11 protein-coding genes are annotated in these 19,325 nt (G+C 55.6%); 8 read left to right on the plus strand and 3 right to left on the minus strand.

Going from position 1 to position 19,325, the window contains the following annotated elements; all coding sequences use genetic code 11:
- Positions 1–10 precede the first annotated feature (10 nt).
- The 7 genes from E0702_RS11225 to E0702_RS11255 all read left to right on the plus strand — a co-directional run bounded on the left by E0702_RS11225 (position 11) and on the right by E0702_RS11255 (position 16,728).
- Positions 11–3,148: a putative bifunctional diguanylate cyclase/phosphodiesterase gene (locus E0702_RS11225; RefSeq protein ID WP_165927523.1), complete on the plus strand. Its 3,138-nt coding sequence runs from the start codon at positions 11–13 to the stop codon at positions 3,146–3,148.
- Entirely contained in the window at positions 3,145–7,647 is a 4,503-nt protein-coding gene (locus E0702_RS11230) for an EAL domain-containing protein (RefSeq protein WP_132043871.1), read from the plus strand. The genes E0702_RS11225 and E0702_RS11230 overlap by 4 nt, the downstream gene beginning before the upstream one ends.
- Positions 7,648–7,653: 6 nt before the next feature.
- Positions 7,654–9,138, plus strand: coding sequence for a GAF domain-containing protein (locus tag E0702_RS11235; protein WP_132043873.1), 1,485 nt, complete (start codon positions 7,654–7,656; stop codon positions 9,136–9,138).
- A gap of 34 nt (positions 9,139–9,172) precedes the next feature.
- On the plus strand, positions 9,173–9,739 hold the full coding sequence (locus E0702_RS11240) for a biliverdin-producing heme oxygenase (protein WP_165927524.1): 567 nt from the start codon (positions 9,173–9,175) through the stop codon (positions 9,737–9,739).
- A gap of 750 nt (positions 9,740–10,489) precedes the next feature.
- A complete protein-coding gene (locus E0702_RS11245; protein WP_132043877.1) occupies positions 10,490–10,993 on the plus strand; it encodes a hypothetical protein in 504 nt (167 codons plus the stop codon).
- Between the two features lie 9 nt (positions 10,994–11,002).
- The gene (locus tag E0702_RS11250) at positions 11,003–13,426 is read left to right on the plus strand and encodes a hypothetical protein (RefSeq protein WP_132043879.1); all 2,424 of its coding nucleotides are present in this window, start codon (positions 11,003–11,005) and stop codon (positions 13,424–13,426) included.
- On the plus strand, positions 13,423–16,728 hold the full coding sequence (locus tag E0702_RS11255) for a tyrosine-type recombinase/integrase (RefSeq protein ID WP_132043881.1): 3,306 nt from the start codon (positions 13,423–13,425) through the stop codon (positions 16,726–16,728). Before E0702_RS11250 ends, E0702_RS11255 begins: the two co-directional genes overlap by 4 nt.
- A gap of 484 nt (positions 16,729–17,212) precedes the next feature.
- On the opposite strand, the gene E0702_RS11260 is transcribed toward E0702_RS11255, so the two are convergent.
- The 3 genes from E0702_RS11260 to E0702_RS11270 are packed head-to-tail and all read right to left on the minus strand — an operon-like array spanning position 17,213 to position 18,939.
- On the minus strand, positions 17,213–17,509 hold the full coding sequence (locus E0702_RS11260) for a hypothetical protein (protein WP_132043883.1): 297 nt from the start codon (positions 17,507–17,509) through the stop codon (positions 17,213–17,215).
- A complete protein-coding gene (locus E0702_RS11265; protein ID WP_132043885.1) occupies positions 17,499–18,710 on the minus strand; it encodes a site-specific integrase in 1,212 nt (403 codons plus the stop codon). Before E0702_RS11265 ends, E0702_RS11260 begins: the two co-directional genes overlap by 11 nt.
- Positions 18,703–18,939 carry a hypothetical protein gene (locus tag E0702_RS11270; protein ID WP_132043887.1) on the minus strand — a complete coding sequence of 79 codons (237 nt, stop codon included), beginning with the start codon at positions 18,937–18,939 and terminating at the stop codon, positions 18,703–18,705. The genes E0702_RS11265 and E0702_RS11270 overlap by 8 nt, the downstream gene beginning before the upstream one ends.
- Positions 18,940–19,090: 151 nt before the next feature.
- Between E0702_RS11270 and E0702_RS11275 the strand changes: the two genes are divergently transcribed.
- Positions 19,091–19,300 (plus strand): helix-turn-helix domain-containing protein, encoded by a 210-nt coding sequence (locus E0702_RS11275; RefSeq protein WP_132043889.1) that lies wholly within the window; start codon positions 19,091–19,093, stop codon positions 19,298–19,300.
- Positions 19,301–19,325 lie beyond the last annotated feature (25 nt).

The raw sequence follows: 19,325 nt of genomic DNA on the forward strand, positions 1-19,325 counted from the left end.
GGAGCCCACCATGCACGCCAGGACGGCCGCACCACCTCGCGAGGAGAGCAACCTGCCCTACCGCATCCGCGATGTAGCCCTGGACATCGGCCTGCTGATGATCGCCACCACCTTCACCCTGCTCGGCGGCACCGGGCTGGTAGCCCATCTGCTGGGCGTGGCCTATCCGCTGAGCGGCCTGATGGTGGCCGATGCCGCCCTTGCCGGCCTGCTGGCCGGCCTCTGCCTGCTGGGCTGGCTCTACCCGGCACCTCGGCTTCGCCTCGCCGCGGCACTGCCGCTGGTCGCCCTCACCCTCTACACCCTGGCCCACAACATCTGGGCCGGGGGGGCCTGGCAGGGGAGCTCCTGGGTGACGGGCGGCCCGCGCATCCTCTCGGTGGCGGCGCTCCTCCTGCTGTTGTTTGCCCTGTGCAGCCTGGTGGGGATGACGAGCCGCTGGCGGCGGCGTCTGTGGGTGGCCAGCGGGGCGCTGGCGCTGCTCGCCGGCGGCCTGTCGCTGGTGATGCTGCTGACACCCACCAGCCGCACCGGCTGGGCCGCGGGCTTCGTCTCCGCGCCGATGCTTGCCACCCTCTACTCCCTGCTCGGCGGCATCGCTCTGATGGGTGCAGCCTGGCGTGGCCCGCGGGCGATGCTGCCGGTGGGCCGGCTGACCCAGGTCGCCGCCGTGGCCGGGGTGATGGCGAGCTGCCTGGCCTGGTATGTGCTCACCTGGAACGCACAGAGCGACGTCCACCGGCAGGCCGAGACCCTACTGGACAACGTTGAGCTCAACGCCCAACGCGTCATGACCGCCCAACTGGAACTGATACAGCGCCTGGCCTGGCGCCAGGGCCAGGAGCCCGATAGCGAGAGCCTGCGTGCCCATGATGTGGCCAGCTACTTCCGCCATGCCCCCCATCTGGAGGCACTGGCGCTGGTGGACCCCCGGGGCCGTGTCACCGACCTGAGGGCGAGGCAACCAGTGGACTCAGAGGCGCTGCAGCAGACACTGGAGCTCGCGGATATCCGGGACTGGCTCGCCTTTGCCTGGGAGGCACCCTACAGCCGACTGGCGCCGGATGCCCCCACCCGGCTTCTGATCGCCGCCCCCGTGGACACGGCAGGTCGCCAGCTGGTAGCCCGGGCCGACCTCACGCAGCTGCTCAAGCGGGAGCTCGGTGTCCAGCTGCAGCGCTTCCGGCTGGCGATCCAGACCACTCACCCCATGCTCGAGCTGCGCCAGCCCGGCCGCCTGCCGCCCTCCGATTCCGCTCGCCCGCTCCCCCACCTCGGTATCCGTCACGTGGGCCTGCCGGGCGGCGCCCGCCTGATCCTCGACGTGCACCTGGACTCCTATCCCGCCCTGTTACGCGCCGGTCTGATGCCCGGTGCCTTCGCCATCTCCGGGCTGATCCTGAGCTACCTGCTGGCCCTCAGCCTCGGCCTGGTGCGCCTGGTGCTGGGGCGCTCACAGGAGCTTCTCGCCGCGCGCCGGCGGTTGGAGGCGCAGTACGACCTGGAGCAGCGCTTTCGCTCGCTCTACCTTTATCACCCGGACGGCGTCTTCTCCCTGGACCGCGAGGGAAGTCTGCTCTCCGCCAACGCCGCCTGCAGTGAGATCACTGGCCGGCAGGACAAGGAGGTGCTGGGCGAGCACTTCTCGGTGCTGCTATCGCCCTCGGACATCCCGCGCCTGCAGGCATTGTTCGATTCCACCCTGGCTGGCAAGCCGGGCCGGGTCGAGCTGAGCCTCGAGCACCGCGACGGAGAACTGCGCGCCCTCGATCTCACCACCCTGCCGATCATCGTCGAGGGCGAGACCCAGGGAGTCTTCGGCATCGCCAAGGACATCACCCGCCAGCGTGAGCACGAGGCTCAGATCGCCTACCAGGCCACCCATGACCTGCTGACCGGCCTGCCCAACCGCTCACTGCTCGACGAGCGCCTGGCCGCTGTCTTCCACGAGACAAAGCAGACGTCACAGCCCCTGTTGGTGATGCAACTGGACCTGGACGGCTTCAAGGCGGTTAATGATGGCCTGGGCCACCGCGTGGGCAATGCCCTGCTGGTGGCCGTTGCCGAGCGGCTGCGCGGCCTGCTCGCCCCCGGCGACACCGTCGCCCGCCTGGCCGGCGACGAGTTTTGCCTGCTGCTGCCTGGGCGGAGTCGCGAGGCAGGCGACCACCTGGCCTCTCGTCTGCTGTCCGCGCTCAGCCGCCCCTACTACTTGGAGGGACATGCCGTACACATCAGCGCCAGTATCGGCATCGCCACCAGCGAAGGTGGGATCGGCCATGCCCAAGAGCTGCTACAGCAGGCTGACCTTGCCGTAAGCGGCGCCAAGCGCCAGGGGCGCAACACCTGGCAGTGGTACCGCGGCGACGGCCAGCGGATCACCGCGGAGGAGGTGCTGCTGCGCCACGACCTCTACACCGCGCTCAACAACGAGGAGTTCGCGCTGCACTATCAGCCCATCGTCGCCGCCGATGACGGCAGGGTGCGCGGCTTCGAGGCGCTGATCCGCTGGCACCATCCCCAGCGCGGACTGATCTCTCCCGGTGTCTTCATCCCGCTGGCCGAGCAGACCGGCCAGATCATCCCCCTGGGGCGTTGGGTGCTTCACCGCGCCTGCCGGGATGCCGCGGCGCTGCTGGCCGAGGCTGGCACCACGGCTACCCTGGCGGTCAACATCTCCTCGCTGCAGTTCCGCCGCCCCGGCTTCTTGGAAGACGTCGAGCGGGCCCTGGCCGCGAGCGGCCTGGTCCCCGAACGGCTGGAGCTGGAGGTCACCGAGAGCATCCTGCTGGAGGGCGTCACCCACGCCAGCGAACTGATCCGACAGCTCGGCGAGCTTGGAGTGCGGGTTGCCCTGGACGACTTCGGCACCGGCTTCTCGAGCCTGAGCTACCTGCGCGACCTGCCGATCCACAAGGTGAAGCTCGACCGCGGCTTCATCCATGACATCCTCACCAATGAGCGCAACGCCGCCATCGTCCAGGGTGTGATCACCATGGCGCACCACATGGCGATGGTGGTGGTGGCGGAAGGCATCGAGACCGACGCCCAGCGCGAGGAGATGCGCCGGCGCGGCTGCGACCTGCTGCAGGGTTTCTACTTCGCGCGGCCGGCGCCACTCGACGACATCACAGGACATACCCCATGACGACCCGCACCACCTCTGACCACTCGGTGCCGGTAGTCGGCATCGGCGCCTCAGCCGGCGGCCTGGAGGCCATCTCACAGCTGATCCGCGGGCTCGACCCGTCGCTACCCTTTTCGTATGTGGTGCTCCAGCATGTCTCACCGAGCCACCGCAGCATGCTGCCTGAGATCCTTGCCCGGGAGACGCAGCTCACCGTGCGCGCCCTGAAGGATGGCGAGGCACCCGAGGTAGGGGTCATCCACGTGGTGCCCCCCAACACCAATGCCTTCCTGCGCGAGGGGCGTTTCAGCCTGGTCGAGGCCAGGCCTGAGGTGGTGCCCAAACCCTCCATCAATGACTTCTTCATCTCGCTGGCCGCCGACACCGGTGACGACGCCATCGGCATCGTGCTTTCCGGTACCGGTTCGGACGGCACCGCCGGACTACGCACCATCATGGCCGCCGGGGGCGTGACCCTGGTACAGGAACCTGCCTCGGCCAAGTACACCGGCATGCCACAGTCGGCCATCGAAGCCGGCGTGGCGGACGTGGTGCTCACCGCCGAGGCAATGGCCGACAAGCTGGCCGAGCTGTCACGCATGCACCTTCAGGCCCACAGCGACACCGGCATGGAGATCCCCGCAGTGCTGCTGGAAAAGCTCAAGCAGCGCCGCAGCATCGACTTCTCCGGCTACAAGGCAGGCACCCTGTCACGCCGCCTGCGCCGGCGCATGGTGGCCACAAACACGCACACCCAGGAGGAGTACCTGGGTGTGGTGGAGTCGCAGCCGGACGAACTCGATACTCTGGCCCGAGATATCCTGATCTCGGTTACCGCCTTCTTTCGCGATATGGCCGCCTTCGACGCACTGCGTCCTCAAGTCACCACCATCTGCAAACGCTGTCGCGAGGAGGACCAGGATATCCGGGTCTGGGTGGCTGGTTGTGCCACCGGTGAGGAGGCCTACTCTATCGCCATGCTCTTCGCCGAAGCGTTGCATGGCGACCCCGACGCCCCGACGGTACAGATCTTCGCCACCGACATCGATGACGATGCCCTGGCTGTGGCCCGCCGGGGTCTCTACCCCGCGGCGGCGCTGGAGACCGTACCCGAGGCACTGCTGCAGCGCTACTTTCAGCCATACAGCAGCACCTATGAGGCGGGCAAGCGGCTACGCGACATGATCGTATTCGCCCGCCACAACTTGGTGGACGATCCTCCCTTCCTGCGGTTGGACCTGGTGACCTGCCGCAACGTGCTGATCTACTTCGATAATGAGCTCCAGGCCCGGGTGCTCAAGCGCTTCCACTTCGCCCTGCGCAAGCGCGGCATCCTGTTCCTGGGACGCAGCGAGAGCGCCGGCCAGTCCGAGACGCTATTCGTGCCCCTTGACCGCCGAGAGCGCACCTACCGCAAGCAGGGAGATCCTCAGCCACTGCCCACAAATACACCAAAGCGACTCTCCGCCCTGCCCCATCGCAAGCGACGCGAAATCGAAGTACAGCAGCTGCTGGATGGCGTGGTGGCCCACCTGGGAGCCACTGTGGCTCTGTGCGATGGACAGGGCAACATCCTGCACACCGCAGGCAGCGTCGAGAAGGTGCTGCAGTTCCCCCGCGGCCATACCAAGTTCGCCATTACCGAGGTGATCGCCGAACCATTTCGTGCCGAGCTGATTTCGATGCTTCATCAGCTGAACAAGTCACCCAGGGTGATGTTGGGACGCCGGCGACGCGTCGGCGAGGAGACCTGGCGACTTTCGGTACGCCCGATCTCTGGTACCGACGACAGACACCTGATGGTGATGGTGGAACAGTGTGAAGCGCCGGGTACCGAGACCGGCATCCCGATGGCCTCGAGCTCCGTGCGCTCCGAGGCAGAGGACGAGCTCCAGGCGACGCGCGAGCATCTGCAGTCGCTGATCGAGGAGCTGGCCACTGCCAACGAGGAGATGCAGTCCCTCAACGAGGAGGCCCAGGCTTCCAACGAGGAACTCCAGGCTACCAACGAGGAACTCGAGGCGGCCAACGAGGAGATGCAGGCCACCAACGAAGAGTTGATGAGCTTGAACGAGGAGCTCAACGTCAAGACGGCGGAACTCCAGCAGCTCAACGAGGAGTATACCCACCTCTACGACTCCCTGGAGTTCCCGATCCTGGTCTTCGACCGTGAGTATCACCTGCGTCGCTACAACGCCGCAGCGGCTCGTCAGTTCAAGCTGCGTCCCGCCGCACTGCGCCAGCATGTGACTCGCCTGCGCTTGCCCAAGGCCCTTGCCCCGCTGCAGGGCCACCTTAACGGGGCCATCGTTAGCGGTGAGCCCAGCGACGAACTGATCACCCTGGGCCAGCGGCTGACTCAGCTGGTGGTCACCCCGGGCATCAACGATACCGAGGAGGTGGAGCTGCTGGTGGTCAGCCTGGTCGACGTAACCGAAGTCACGCAGGCACAGACAGCGCTCAAGGAATCCCGCGCCCGGCTAGATACCCTTATGCACAACACCACCATCCTGCTGGCGATGAAGGATCTCTCTGGGCACTATGAATTTGCCAACCCGAGCTTCTGCGAGGCCTTCGAGCTGGATCCTCAAATCGTCATCGGCCGCAACGACTTCGCGCTCTTCCCCGAGAGCTTCGCCGCCGATGTATGGAGCCACGACATGCAGGCGCTGCGCCTGCAGAGACCGGTGGTGGCCGAGCACCTGCTGCCCGGCGAACACGAACGAGTGCTGCGCACCGTGCATCAGGTGCTGCGCGACGCAGAGGGTCGCCCCGCCTCGATCATCACCGAATCCGAGGATATCACCCTGCGCAAGCAGGCTGAACGTCAGCTGCGCCTGAGTGCCAAGGTGTTCGAGCAGGCCGGCGAGGCCATCGTGGTAACCAATCAAGAGGGCATGGTCACTTCCATCAATGCGGCGTTCACCCGCATTACCGGCTACGAATCGAACGAGGCGTTGGGGCAAAAGATCTACCGGTTGCTGGCGGAAAGCCCTCAGGAAGCTTCTGTCTATGCAGCAATGCGCGAGGCCTTGCAAAAACAAGGATTCTGGCAGGGCGAGGTGTGGAATCGCCGCAAGAACGGCCAGGCCTTCCCCATGTGGCTGACTATCAACCGCATCGATGAGGACGGCGATCACCACTACGTCGGTGTCTTCGCCGATATCTCCAACCTCAAGGAGTCCCAGCGCAAGGTCGAGTACCTGGCCACCCATGACCCGCTCACCGGACTCCCTAACCGCACCCTTTTCCAGGATCGCCTGGAGCTCTCCCTGGCCCAAGCCCGACGCAGCGAGCGTCAGCTGGCCCTGATGTTTCTCGACCTCGATAACTTCAAGACCATCAACGACACCCTGGGGCACGACGTCGGCGATGAGCTGCTGGTGCAGGTCGCCGAGCGCATCGCCAAGGCGGTGCGTGAGATGGATACCGTGGCCCGGCTCGGTGGCGACGAATTCACGGTGATCCTCAACGACACCACCGTGGAGTCTGCCGAGCTGGTGGCCCAGCGCATCGTCGAGGCCCTGCGCGAGCCGGTGGTGGTTCAGCACCGCTCGCTGTTCGTGTCCGCCAGCATCGGCCTGGCGTTCTATCCCGACGATGGGCGCGAGGCCTCGGAGCTGGCCAAAGCGGCTGACACCGCCATGTACCGTGCCAAGGACAGCGGCCGCGACCGTTTCGAACTGTTCAAGCCGGAACTTCAGGCTCAGCTGGTACACCAGGCCAACATGGAGTCGGCGCTGCGCCGCGCCCTCAAGGATCAGCACCTTCGCCTGGTCTTCCAGCCCAAGTTCCGCACCTCTGACGGGGCCATGTGTGGTGCCGAGGCACTACTACGCTGGCACGACCCGGAGCTCGGCCAGGTGTCCCCCGACGAATTCATCCCGGCGGCAGAGCGCTGCGGACTTATCACCGAGGTGGACAAACGTGTCGCCCAGCTGGCCATTGAGGCCCTGGCCCGTTGGCGTGCCAAGGGATTACCCGCGCAGCCCATTGCCATCAACATCACCGCTGCCAGCCTGCAGAATGAGCGGTTCCTGGACACCCTGCTCGAGCGACTGCGCACTTATGCCATCCCCACCGTCTGGCTGCAGATGGAGCTGACCGAACGCACCCTGGTGGAGCGCACCAGCACCGCCCTGGGCAACATCGAACGCTTGCGCGAGGCCGGTATCTCGCTCTCCATTGACGATTTCGGCACCGGCTACTCGTCGCTGGCCTATCTCAAGACCCTGCCGCTGAGCGAGCTCAAGATCGACAAGCGCTTCATCGATGGTCTCGGCGGACTGGACCGCGACGATGAGGCGATCGTGCGTGCCATCCTAGGGATGGCCGAGGCGCTAGAGCTCTCCACCGTGGCCGAGGGGGTCGAGACAGAGGTGCAGCGAGACTGGCTACGGGAACAGGGCTGCGATCTTCTACAAGGCTATCTTCTCGCTCGTCCAGAGGAGGAAGCAGATTATGCCCACCGCCTGGCGGCACTCAGCCCCATGCGCCATGCCAACAAGGAACAGGAGTAGCATGCATTGAATGTCACCCGAGGCTTCATCGACGCCTGCGAGCAGGAGGCGCTGCACCTCTCCGGGGCCATCCAGCCGCATGGCGCCCTGCTGGTGCTGGACAACGTCGCGCGTATCACCCACGCCTCACGCAACTTGCCGGAGTGGTTGGGCGTCGAGGCCGAGCAGCTCGTCGGCGCGCCCCTCCCAGAATCGCTGCAAGACGCGATTAAGGGGCTCGGCGATGCGTCGGGGGCACGTCTCGCCCATGATGCCTGGCCACTGGCCGACCATGACGTCGCCATCGCCGTAACACGTGGCGACGAAGGCCAAGTGCTGATTGAGCTGCTGCCCGCCGAAGACAGCGATGGCGACGAAGAGGCACCCTCAACACCGAGTCGCCGTGAAAGCGCCAGCTGGCCTACCTTCCGTAGCGACACCGAGGTGGCCGCCTCCCGCGAGACACTGGTGACCCAGCTGCGCGACGAGAGTGGCTTTGACCGAGTGCTCTTCTATGCCTTTCTACCGGGGGGTGACGGCGAGGTGCTGGCTGAAGCCAGAAGCGAAGCGGCTGAGGGCAGCTACCTGGGGCTGCGCTTCCCGGCCAGCGACATTCCCCAGATCGCCCGCGAACTCTATGCACGCAATCCCTGGCGCACCATCCCCAATGCCCAGGCCGAGAGCGTAGAAGTTCTCAGCGCTAGTCCAAGCCGCCCAGATCTCTCCCTGGTCGACCTGCGCAGCGTGTCACCGGTACACCGCCTCTACATGGCCAACATGGGCGTGGTGGGAGCGATCTCCTTTCCGCTGATGACAGCCAACCGCCTGGCCGGGCTGATCTCGCTTCACGCCTATAGGCCGCGCAGGCTGGCACCACCGGCACTCCGTCAACTCGCCGACAAGGTCAAGCGCTACGAGCTGGCCCGTCGCGACTACGAAACCCGTCAGCGGATGGAGCTCACCGACACCATCGAACGACGCTTCGACGCCATGAGCCGGGAGGTCATCGACGAGGGTGGCCTGGAGGCTGCCTGGCCAAACATCGGCCGCTGGCTCCGGGAGGAGTTCGCCGCAGACGGGGTCATGCTCGATAACGGGCTCGGCCTGTACAGCGACGGTCTGCACTTGGAACCAGAGGCACTGGAGGCAGTGCTAGCCTGGTGCGATAGCGACGCAAGTTCCACCCGTATCAGCGAGAGCCTCTCCCGGGAGTGCCCGGACATGCCGCTCTCCGAGGTAGCCGGATTGCTGGCGAGTGAAGTTACGCTGGAAGACGGCAGACGCTTGCGTCTGCTGCTGTGCCGGCGCGAGGAGGTACAGGAGGTGGCCTGGGGCGGCAACCCCGACAAGCCCACCGAGAACCCGAGTGGTGAGCATCCCATTGCTCCAAGGCGCTCCTTCGAGCGCTGGGTGGAACAGCGCCTGGGCTACTCACGTCCCTGGCCCGCCAACACCCACCTCAAGCTGCTCAAGCTGCGAGTACTGGCCTCGGCCTTCGGCCGTGATGAGTAAAACGCGCCGAGACATCGCCCGAGCCCCAGCCCTGTTGCTGCAGCTACGGGATTCCACCCGTGACTATCACCACGCGTTGGATCACCACCCAGAGCTGCAGCGGCTGCTGCGCCCGGGCCTGACCCTGGATGGCTACAGGCGCTCGCTACTCGCCTTGCACGCGCCACAGGCGGCGTTGGAGGGCGCCGTCGCGGAGGGAGCCATGTATCTCGGACAAGCCGAGCTGCTCTCCCCCTGTCGCCTACCGGCACTGGAGGCCGACCTGGCGGCGCTCGGCGTTGCGCAGACTGACACGGACATCTCGCACAGGCCCTCTGTGCCCCGGAGTGCCGCAGAGTTGCTGGGCCTTCGCTACGTACTGGAGGGCTCACGCCTCGGGGCCGAAGTCATTGTCCGGTGTTTGCACGACACCTTGGGAGAAGCCGCGCCAGTGAGTTTCTTCGCAGCTTCGCAGGGACATTGGCACTGGCGTAACTTCGTGGCACAACTCACCACAACACGGCTCAATGCTCAGGAGCAGCAACGGGCCATCAGCGCCGCACAGCATGCTTTCGAGGCTTACCGAGCTGGACTCGAGATTGAAAAACCAGTGACCACTTGAGCGGGGCTAGCTCCACCAAGCTGGGATTTCCATCTAGCCACCAACTGCTGGCTCTGAACATTCAGAGCCATTGTTCTCAGCACCTCATCTCCCCTTCCCCATACATCGCCCATGGAACTGCTTCTTGGTTCAGCCTTCCTGCATGAGGGCAAGATTTTCTAGCCACAACACCACATCATCAAATCGTGGATTTCATGGTTCTGGTAGGAGCCCACACTACCATCAAGGCGCGAGAAATGCGGTTTTCAGCCAGCATGGATCATGGGGACGTCGATCATCCGAAAGCTCTCACCGATGACAAGCAGCCAGATCTAAAAATCCATGGGATTGGCGCAGCAGCTGGCTAGCATGGTCTTCACGAGGCACATGAGAGGCTAGCAATGATGAATAAACATATAGATATATGCTTATACCCAAACGATATCAAAAAACTTGCCGAATTTTCCCAATCGCCGATAGGCCGGTTGATAGCATATTCAAAGAGTCGCTTTTAGCCATGCTGGAGAAGACCACTGAGTGATGCGGTCACCAGCTGCCAAACACTGCTCAGAGACATCTTAGAACAAGGCCAACGAGGAGTAAGTCAAATATGAATAGCCGATAGATTTGAAAGCGCTGACGTCCTACCGGAGCGCTCTACATCTAGCAAACAACGCCTACGAGTCACTGTAGCTGGCTGATACCACATCAACCAGTGTGGCTTTCTGCGGCCGAATCATCCCATGACATTATCAAGGGAAGAGAATGCTTTTGTCTTCAGAATACTCCAAGCCTAGCCTCAAGGTGATCAACATAGAGAAGATTTCTCTTCCCGCAACATCCTCACATATAGAGATGTTGATGATGAGCAGCATCCCAGTAATAAAAGATCTAAGCCTGCTAAGCGAGGACAGCAGGAAAAATTTTTTATACCAGCACCCCATACTGGTCTGCAAAAACAAAGCCAACAACTTCATCTTGGTTGGAAATTTTCGTTCACTCGAGGTAGCTAAAAGCCTTGAAGAAAAGAGGGTGCCATGCATTGTGATAGAGCACATACCACAACATGATCAAATAAATCTTATTGCCACCAATGAGCTTATTAATATTTTGTTTTTCAGCCTGGAAAACAGTATAAGTTCACAAAGAGCCCTTCAACTAAGAGAAGCCCTCCTCAATACCGACGAAAAAATACTTATAAAAATATGTAAGAAATTTGAATCCAAGAAAGGATTCTGCGAAATAACTCAAATCAACCCCAGAACAAAAATGTAAACCATGAACATGTCACATCACGAAGTTTCAAAAGACACTATTAACGTAATAGAAGAGGCATTACAACCACGCCAAGACTATTATGGAGTCACTGACTGGGGAGACTGCATTGAAAGAATCATCGAAAACTTAGAGAGGATTGTTAGTGAATTCAACGGGGACTACTCCTGCTGGAATTTGCAAACACTCAGCAATTCACGAGAGGAGCTTTTGTCAGAGACGAAAAAAACAAAATTGATGAAAACCTTGCAAGATATTCCAAAATCCGGCTCTCGGGGGATTCTGTCAGACTCTCCAATAACATCACTCCTGAGTGAGTTACGAAAAAGGCCAGAAGAGTTGGTTGAGGCAAGCTACACCATAACTGCACATATCATCCATGCTGCTAAATGGTGGAGGGATGAAATCCTCAGGGATAAATCGGCAGACTATAACAACCAGAAAAATAAAAAACTATATAAAGATCGATACCAACCTAACCTCGAGGCTGCCTGTCGCTCGGTACGGCTAATATCTAATGAGGCAATGAAGAACATTGCTTTTGATATATTTGACACCACTCAGATATATAGGAAACTGGAAGAAACTACTGAGCAAAATAAGTACGAAAACTTCCTTGAAGAAAATGATGCTTCCTATGTAAAGAACATAGAAAGATTTTTAGCATTTTCGTATGCTGCCCGATCACCGCATGAAGGACCGTTAAAACGAAAAAATCGAAAAGCCTCAAATGTATTCGAAGAAAAGTTGAAGTTTGAGTTTGTCTTAAGTGGGCTAAATGCATCACCGACAATAATATCTAGGGAAATATGCTACGGCACAAGCGATAGGGAAAAAATTAACCACATTGAACAAAACCTAAAGTCAACTGGGCTCGCGATCACGGAGGAAATATCTAACATAGAGTACCAGCGTGAGTCACAGCCCTTAAAAACAAAAAAAGGGGACACCACATTACAGTCTACGTTCCGTACCCAATTAGCCGACAAGCATATCAAGAAAAATGCTCAGTTGATCCCGTTTAGATGGGATCAACTGAGCAGCTACGAAATCAGAAAGCTATGGGAGTCAGTTTTATCACAACACAATCCACATGCCACAACTGTGATATGCCTGATGCTAATTACTGGACGCCCCTTGGAAAGCATCATTAACACAAGGGTAGTGAGAAAAAGGACTCACCTACCAAAACGAATAAACGAAAACGATATATTTATTATCGTCGAAGATAATTCATGGGCGAGTGGGATTATTGAACCAGAGTCTAGGCGTCAATTGAATTCGAATTGGAAAGACAATTTTGAGACAACGGTAGAGAAATCTTCCTTCAAAATTCCAATTGAGATATGGAGGCTGATGAGTAGTTCAATTAAAAAAGCCAGCGATCGCTCACATAAACGGTCATCAGGTCTGTTCAATGAAAACCGTCAAAAGACGCTAGAAGAGAATGTCAAAAAAATAGTATCAGCGACAAATAAAAAATTCAAAACTCGCTTAACATTACACAGGATCACAAATACATTGTTTCACCAAACAGTTTTTAGCAGTGGAGATATCGCTGAAGCTTCCCTCATAACAGGAACACTTCCAGCGACAGGCTCTATTTCATCGCTTTATTACTACACTCCAAGGATCGATCACTTGTGCAAAGTTTATGAAAACGTAATGAAGTGCATACAAGATGCAGCCATAGGATCATCGCCCGAACAACTAGATTTCTTGGATGAAAGTAGAGAGAAAGAAAGAGTAGGATCGCCAATAACACCAAAGGAGTCTTATATATTTGAAGTAGCAAAAGATCTTTACCAAAGGTGCATGAATGAAAAAATGAAAACATATGACCCTCAATTTATCGTTCGGACGCATAACGCTCTGACGTTATATACAGCAATGCTTATCATGTTCAGCACAGGCTACAGAAGTATAAAAGACCCCCTCTCAGACCTTAGCCATATCAATATACGAAGAAAAACTGTTGTAATTTCTGACAAAGTTGATGACAACTTGACAAACTCAAGGCTAGTACCGGCAACAGGACTTCTTGTTGACCAAGTTAATCATTATGTTGACCACTGCAACTTCTTGAAAGAGAGGCTATCAATCATTTTCGACAAAAACACCAGTAGGCCATTATTCTTTCTCTCTAGGAATATGGAACCTCAGCGAGTAACTCCAGAAAGGCTGCAGAGGCACCTATCCTTGGAAACAAAACCGCCACTCAATATGAACAGACACTATCTACGGACAAGACTGCGAGAGCTTGAGGTTCCAGGTGAATATGTTGATACATTCATGGGGCATTGGGGCTGCGACCAAGTACCATACAGCCGGTTTTCGACATTCTGTACACACCAGTACTTATCGACAACAAGAGCGGCAATAGAGACCTTGCTAGAAAGGAGCCAATGGAAGGTGGCTAGGGGGTTTTCATGAATCTCGGTAGCGTATGGAACGGATGGGGGCTTGGTGAGCCTGTAAAATATGCCGATGATACTCCCGGCGACTTAGTACGTGCTGCACAAAGAAAGAATGAAAAGCACAAAATTAAAAAAAGTGTGATTGAAAGGGTCTATCTCATTGACCCTCGCCTGGTAAATGGAGTCAAAGGAATTCAGGTTGTAGATTCCAAGATTGAAGATCTCATTGATTGGATTGCCAAGGAGCATAGTGGTGCTGCACATAAGATTGCTCACAATTTTTTGTCCCGCGGCCTAGATAAAGGCTGCAGGGATTTAGGCTGGGATGTTTCAGTACCCTCGCCAATAGTTACCAAAGCTAGGGAAGAAAACCCATTCACTATAAAAAGCTATAAACTTTTATCTGAATACGATGAACTTATGGATAAACATGAAAAGGCAGGCCTAGCCCAGTCAACAGAATTCCGTTCACCCGGCTGGGCATTTGGAAGGTTTGCTTTTTGCCTGATAACAGAAGGAGCACTGTTAAACAAATACTGGATTAAAAAACTTAGTGAGGCTGTTTCAAATGGTGTTGGAGTACTGGATGAAAAAATATACCTTACTTTGGAAGGAAGTATTACAGAAAAACACAAAAACTCACTTACTGCACTAGAGAGCAGCTTAAATAATGAGCCAAAAAACGACCAAAAAATATATAGAAGGCTATTCCCTGGACCAACGAGCTCATTGGCTTTGCTCAGCTATTACAAAAAAATGTCAGGTACCCATCATCTAAACAAGAGCGTTTATCAGTGCCTGCAGGAGTATGTTCAGGATCTTGACAAAAGAATATCAATGTCTCAGGAAAAACTCTTGGAAACTCTCATTTCTTATGGAGTGGCTGCAGCGTCTCACACTCTCCCCGGCTATTTGGTACACTATTCAAAATCAAAAAATGTCAGTATTTCGCTAGACCCATCAGGCTGGCATCGTTTGATGACAGGAAAGATAGACAGTAGCCTTGAAAAAAAAGGTGATGATGATAGCACTGAACCTTTCTATAATCCTGGAATTTCCATCGGAAAAAAGTCTCTACACACTGGAGCTGCGAATACAGACCAAACACAGAGATTCACTGAATTATACGACTTGTTGAAAACGGACAGCTATGCCGGAAGCTCGGGAAGAAAATATGTAAAAGACAACATTCATAACTTCTTGTCATCTTCACATCTGAATAGCCCTATCATTCAAGCTATTGGTCATTGGACTTACCACCTTTTGATAAATGGCAGCGTGCAGAAATCTAAGATATCAATCTCTACTATAAAAAATTATATTGGGAAATCAGGAATCAATGGTCGTTTATTAACTTCACTGGCATCTCAACATGAAGACCTGTCTTCACTAGGTCATGAGGAATGGGCAAATATTTATGAGAATATCCTTTCCAAATCAAGCAGCGACCACAACTACAACATTAAATCATGGTCCCTTAGCCAATTTCATGAGTTCTTGATGGAAAAATTTGAGGATATACCTCCCCTTGAAATAGGGTCTTCAGCTCGCCAGGAAACACGAGTTGACAACAACATAATCACGCCTGCTGAGTACAAAAGGTCTCTAGACATAATAGTTAAATCAGACCAAGCATTTAGGTTTAAAGAGATACAACATATCGCCTTAATTTTAGGATATCGATGTGGTCTTAGAAGAGGCGAAATAAGAAATCTAAAGATCGCTGACGTAAATCAAAATCTGAGTGAGACCATGTCAAACATGGAAAGTTGGATCCATAATGGTAAATCAGAGTCCGCAACCCGCCGCATCCCCATGGATCCATTCTTGTCAAAAAATGAGATGGAAAGAGTAGTTTATTGGTTAGATAAACGCCACTCTGAAACCGGTTATAAAGCGCTTGGAAAAGAACTTTTTCTTTGCCTCCCGGGCCAAGACCTCCGGCCACTAAGCGACATGGAGCTATTCCTTCCCATAACAAAAGCACTGAAAATCGCTAGCGGTATGCCGAATGCCCGATTCCATCATTTGAGACATTCAAGTGTAACATTCGCTCATGCCCATATTGACAACCCTGGAAATGGCAGGCCATTACCCAAAAAGTTTGTAACGGATGACAATGGTGAATGTGCCATTCCATACTATCACCATGACTTATCTAGCGCACTGGGAATGGCGAAAAGTAAACAGACATGCCGAGGAAGGATATGGTTAATTAGTAGCTACCATGGTCATATCAGTCCTGCAGAGACTCTTCGGAGCTACTCACATTTAACTGACTTGATACTTGGCAATCATCTTTGGGAGTCCGATGATTTGGCTCTCCCACAGGATCAACAAGCTGCGCTTTTAGGCTTGTCAAGAGAGTCGCTGCCTGTGTGGAGGTCGCGGAAGAAAATAAAAGGTGAGACCACATCAAAAGAGCTAATAGCTGGTTTAGGTAAAGAAGTATGGCGTCCATACCTTGAGCCCCCACCTGAAGGGCACTGGGAAACTTTCACCCTGACTAAAGTAAATAACATTGCAACACCAATGATAAAATTAATTAGCCCCCTATTTGTATATAGGATTTTGGCAAGCATCGAAAGAGAGGAAGCCATTGGCAAGTCCCTGAGACAATCGGTTTTAGCTATTGCATATCGTTTCCAAATGCCTGATATCGTGATTGATCAGTGGGTCATTAAAGCATCATCACTTATGGAAATGACAACCAGCCGCCGTAACGGGCGCCAGCGTTATGGTAAGCAACGTGTAAAGAATCCGTTGACTGGTGATAAGATTATCAGGGCATACCTTCCTGAAATAAAGAGGTGTTTAGCTCCACCTAGGTCTCCAGAGCATCAGAAGGAAAGCAACACCTTCTTTCACAAAATCATTGAGTGGTATCTTGAAGATCCTGAACAGTGCTATGATTCACTAGAAATATTTCACAGCGCAATTCAGAGGTCAGCTGGCCAAGTCAACTTCCGTGACAAGCGCCACCTTGGACCTGCACTTAAGATGTGCGAAAAATTGCAAATAATGTCATATGCAAAATTATTCGTTGAGATACCATCCGGTGCCAACCCTGCAGAAGCTCAAGCCTATTGGAGTCAATTACTCGAAATTAAGCGATCACAAGTAAAGTGCATGATCCGTGAGAATGATCAACCCACACGGGACCCTAACGGACTTGCTAACTTACGACTTTACTATGAAAAATCTCAAGAGGAATTTAAATACACTCTCTGGCCCTGCCTCAGGTTTTCCATTTTCACAGCTGGTGTCGTAATAGAATCAGACTTGCTTGAAAAAATGACTAGTGATCAATCTGTATGATGAGTTTCCTTTCTCCTGTTCTGTGTTCTCCAAACATAGAAAGGGAACGGATAGTTGACATTGACTGACGGTCACATTGGCTAGCAATGGCCGGCATCGCAGGCTGGAAGGAAGCGATGGTATAAATTATATATTAACTTGTTTTTCTTTTCGTACAATATTTCTTAAATGCATTTGGCTCGGCCAGGCTACCCCCCTGACCGAGCCATCCTTTATTACGGCTTGAGCACTACATATCGTTCCAGCATCCAGGAACCGGACGGAACCTGCTGGGCCCGAAGTCTCGCATGAATCCACATGCCTGGCTTTGGAAGGATCAGTGTTTCCTGCACCCAGTCACGCCAATTGACCTCAAATCGCCTCCCATTGCCCAAGAGCCATATCCGTCGTGTACTACTCTCCAGCTCCGGTATTAGCCAGTCGTGGCGCTCTACCTGCATCACTGCCTCGATGATGCAGGGAGGATTATTTACTTGTCTCATCATTATCTACCTCCCTCTTCCCAACGCGTCAATGCTTTTTCCAGAGCGTCAATGAGCATTGGGATAACCTCACGGGTCGGCAGCAGGTCACGATCAATCAGGGTTTGCGCCACCCAAGACTCCAATGCCTCCTGGTTATTTCGCTCGGAGCCAGTACCAATCAACATCACCAGGCTACAGCCGGGACGAATATTGAGAGCCAGCCCGACAGCACTGGCCAGTTTGCGGACATTGCGGCGCGCCGACTGAGTGATCAAGGTGTCTTGAACTGTGGCAATGCTGTAGATATCAGCGGGCATGGCTCACCTCCTCCGAGTCTTCTTCGTTGATATCTGGATCCTGTTGAGCATTCCTCAGCATGGCTTCGAAAGCCGAGCCATCCTGTCGGGTCAGGTTGGGTACATAGCGTGAATAGACACGGAACAGCATCTCCGTCGTGGTATGGCCCATCTGCCGAGCGATCCATTCCGGGTTCTCACCCGCGGCCAACCACAACGTAGCGGCTGTATGCCGGGTCTGGTAAGGCCGTCGTCGACTCAACTCCAGCTCATCAAGCAGCGGGTACCAGACGCGCTTGGTGACGTTCTGGTGGTCTAGCGCGTTGCCCACCCGGTTGCAGAACACCAACCGCTGAGCACCAGTTACTCGCTGCTGCGCCCTCAGTGCCTGGTAGACCGGCTCCGACATGTCGATAGCACGGCTCGAGCCATCCGTCTTGGTGTCCACCACCTCGCCGTGTACCAGCGATTCCTTGACTAGGATCTGGCGGCGGGAGAAATCGACGTTGGCCCAGGGCAAGCCGTCGATCTCGCCGGTGCGCATACCGGTGAAGAAGCGCACGGTATAGTAGTTCCGGAAGTCGGGCCGCACGCTATCGATAATCCGCCACACCTCTTCAAGGGTGAACGGCTCGACGTCGGTGCGCGGCACTCGAAGTGATTTAATCCCCCGGTACGGTGAGCTAAACTCGAAGCGGTCGGCGGCTTCATTCAGCATCATGCGCAGAGGCGTCATGATGTGGTTCATGCGACTGGCAGACAGTTTCTTGCCGCTCCGGGTAGTCACTTTGGCGAGAGATGACCGGAACTCAAGAATATCTGCTCGGGTGATGCTGCCGACCTCTTTCTCCCCCAATTGGGGCAAGATGTGGCGATCGAGGCTGCTGCGTACCGTCTTGATTTGCGAGTTTCGCCACTCAATCTCCTTCTCAGCAAACCAAGTCTCGGCAAACTCGCACAGCAGCGGCGTCTCCCGGTATCCACCTTGTAGCTTCAGCGCACGCTTGCTGAGTGTCTCGGCTCTCGAGCTGTTGGGAAAGTAGCGCCCGTAGTCGAAGCTATCCAAGGTGATCTCCGCTTCGATCTTCTCCATGATTTTCATCAGTTTACGACGGTTGGTCGGCGTATCGTCCAGTGCTGTCTGCTCACGGCAGCGCTTGCCCAAATAGCGGAAGTCGAAACAGAGCTTCCCGGTTTCCTTCCTCGCGACAATCTTACCCATGGCAGACACCTCCCCGTGCCATCGGCACGCCAAAGCTTTCCTCGGCGGAGTAAAGCTTCATATCTCTTTCGATCGGCTCCCATAGGTAGAGAATCTTGCGCCCCCCGAACGGACGGATGTAATGGATACCCTCCAGCAGGACGCGGTCCTTCAGGCGCTCACGGATGGTGCGAACGTCATACTTGATACGCTCGGCCAACTCAGACGTCGTAAGATAGACATGGGCCATGTCGGTCTCCTTATGTGCTATGATTCTCAGGAGACCAAAGAGCCACTTTTATTGCTCTATATGATCTCCTGTAGATCACTATAGCCCACAGAATATCTTTTGCAAGCCATTTTGGCCCACAGGAGATCAAATTGATTCATATGGTGGAAAGATGATCAAGTGCCATCTCTCTCGTATGCTGGGTGAGCGCAAGCTGAAGATCACCGATGTAGCACGTGATACGGGCATCAACCGGGGCACCATCACGCGTCTCTATCACGAAAATGCCAGTCGGGTGGAACTGGACGTAATAGACGAACTGTGCCGTTATTTCGGCTGCGAGGTAGGAGACCTCCTTGAGTACATCGAGGATGCAAAATAGTTCAATATCAATCCCTTAGACATCC

This window comes from Halomonas marinisediminis (genome assembly GCF_004347715.1).
GTDB lineage: Bacteria > Pseudomonadota > Gammaproteobacteria > Pseudomonadales > Halomonadaceae > Halomonas > Halomonas icarae.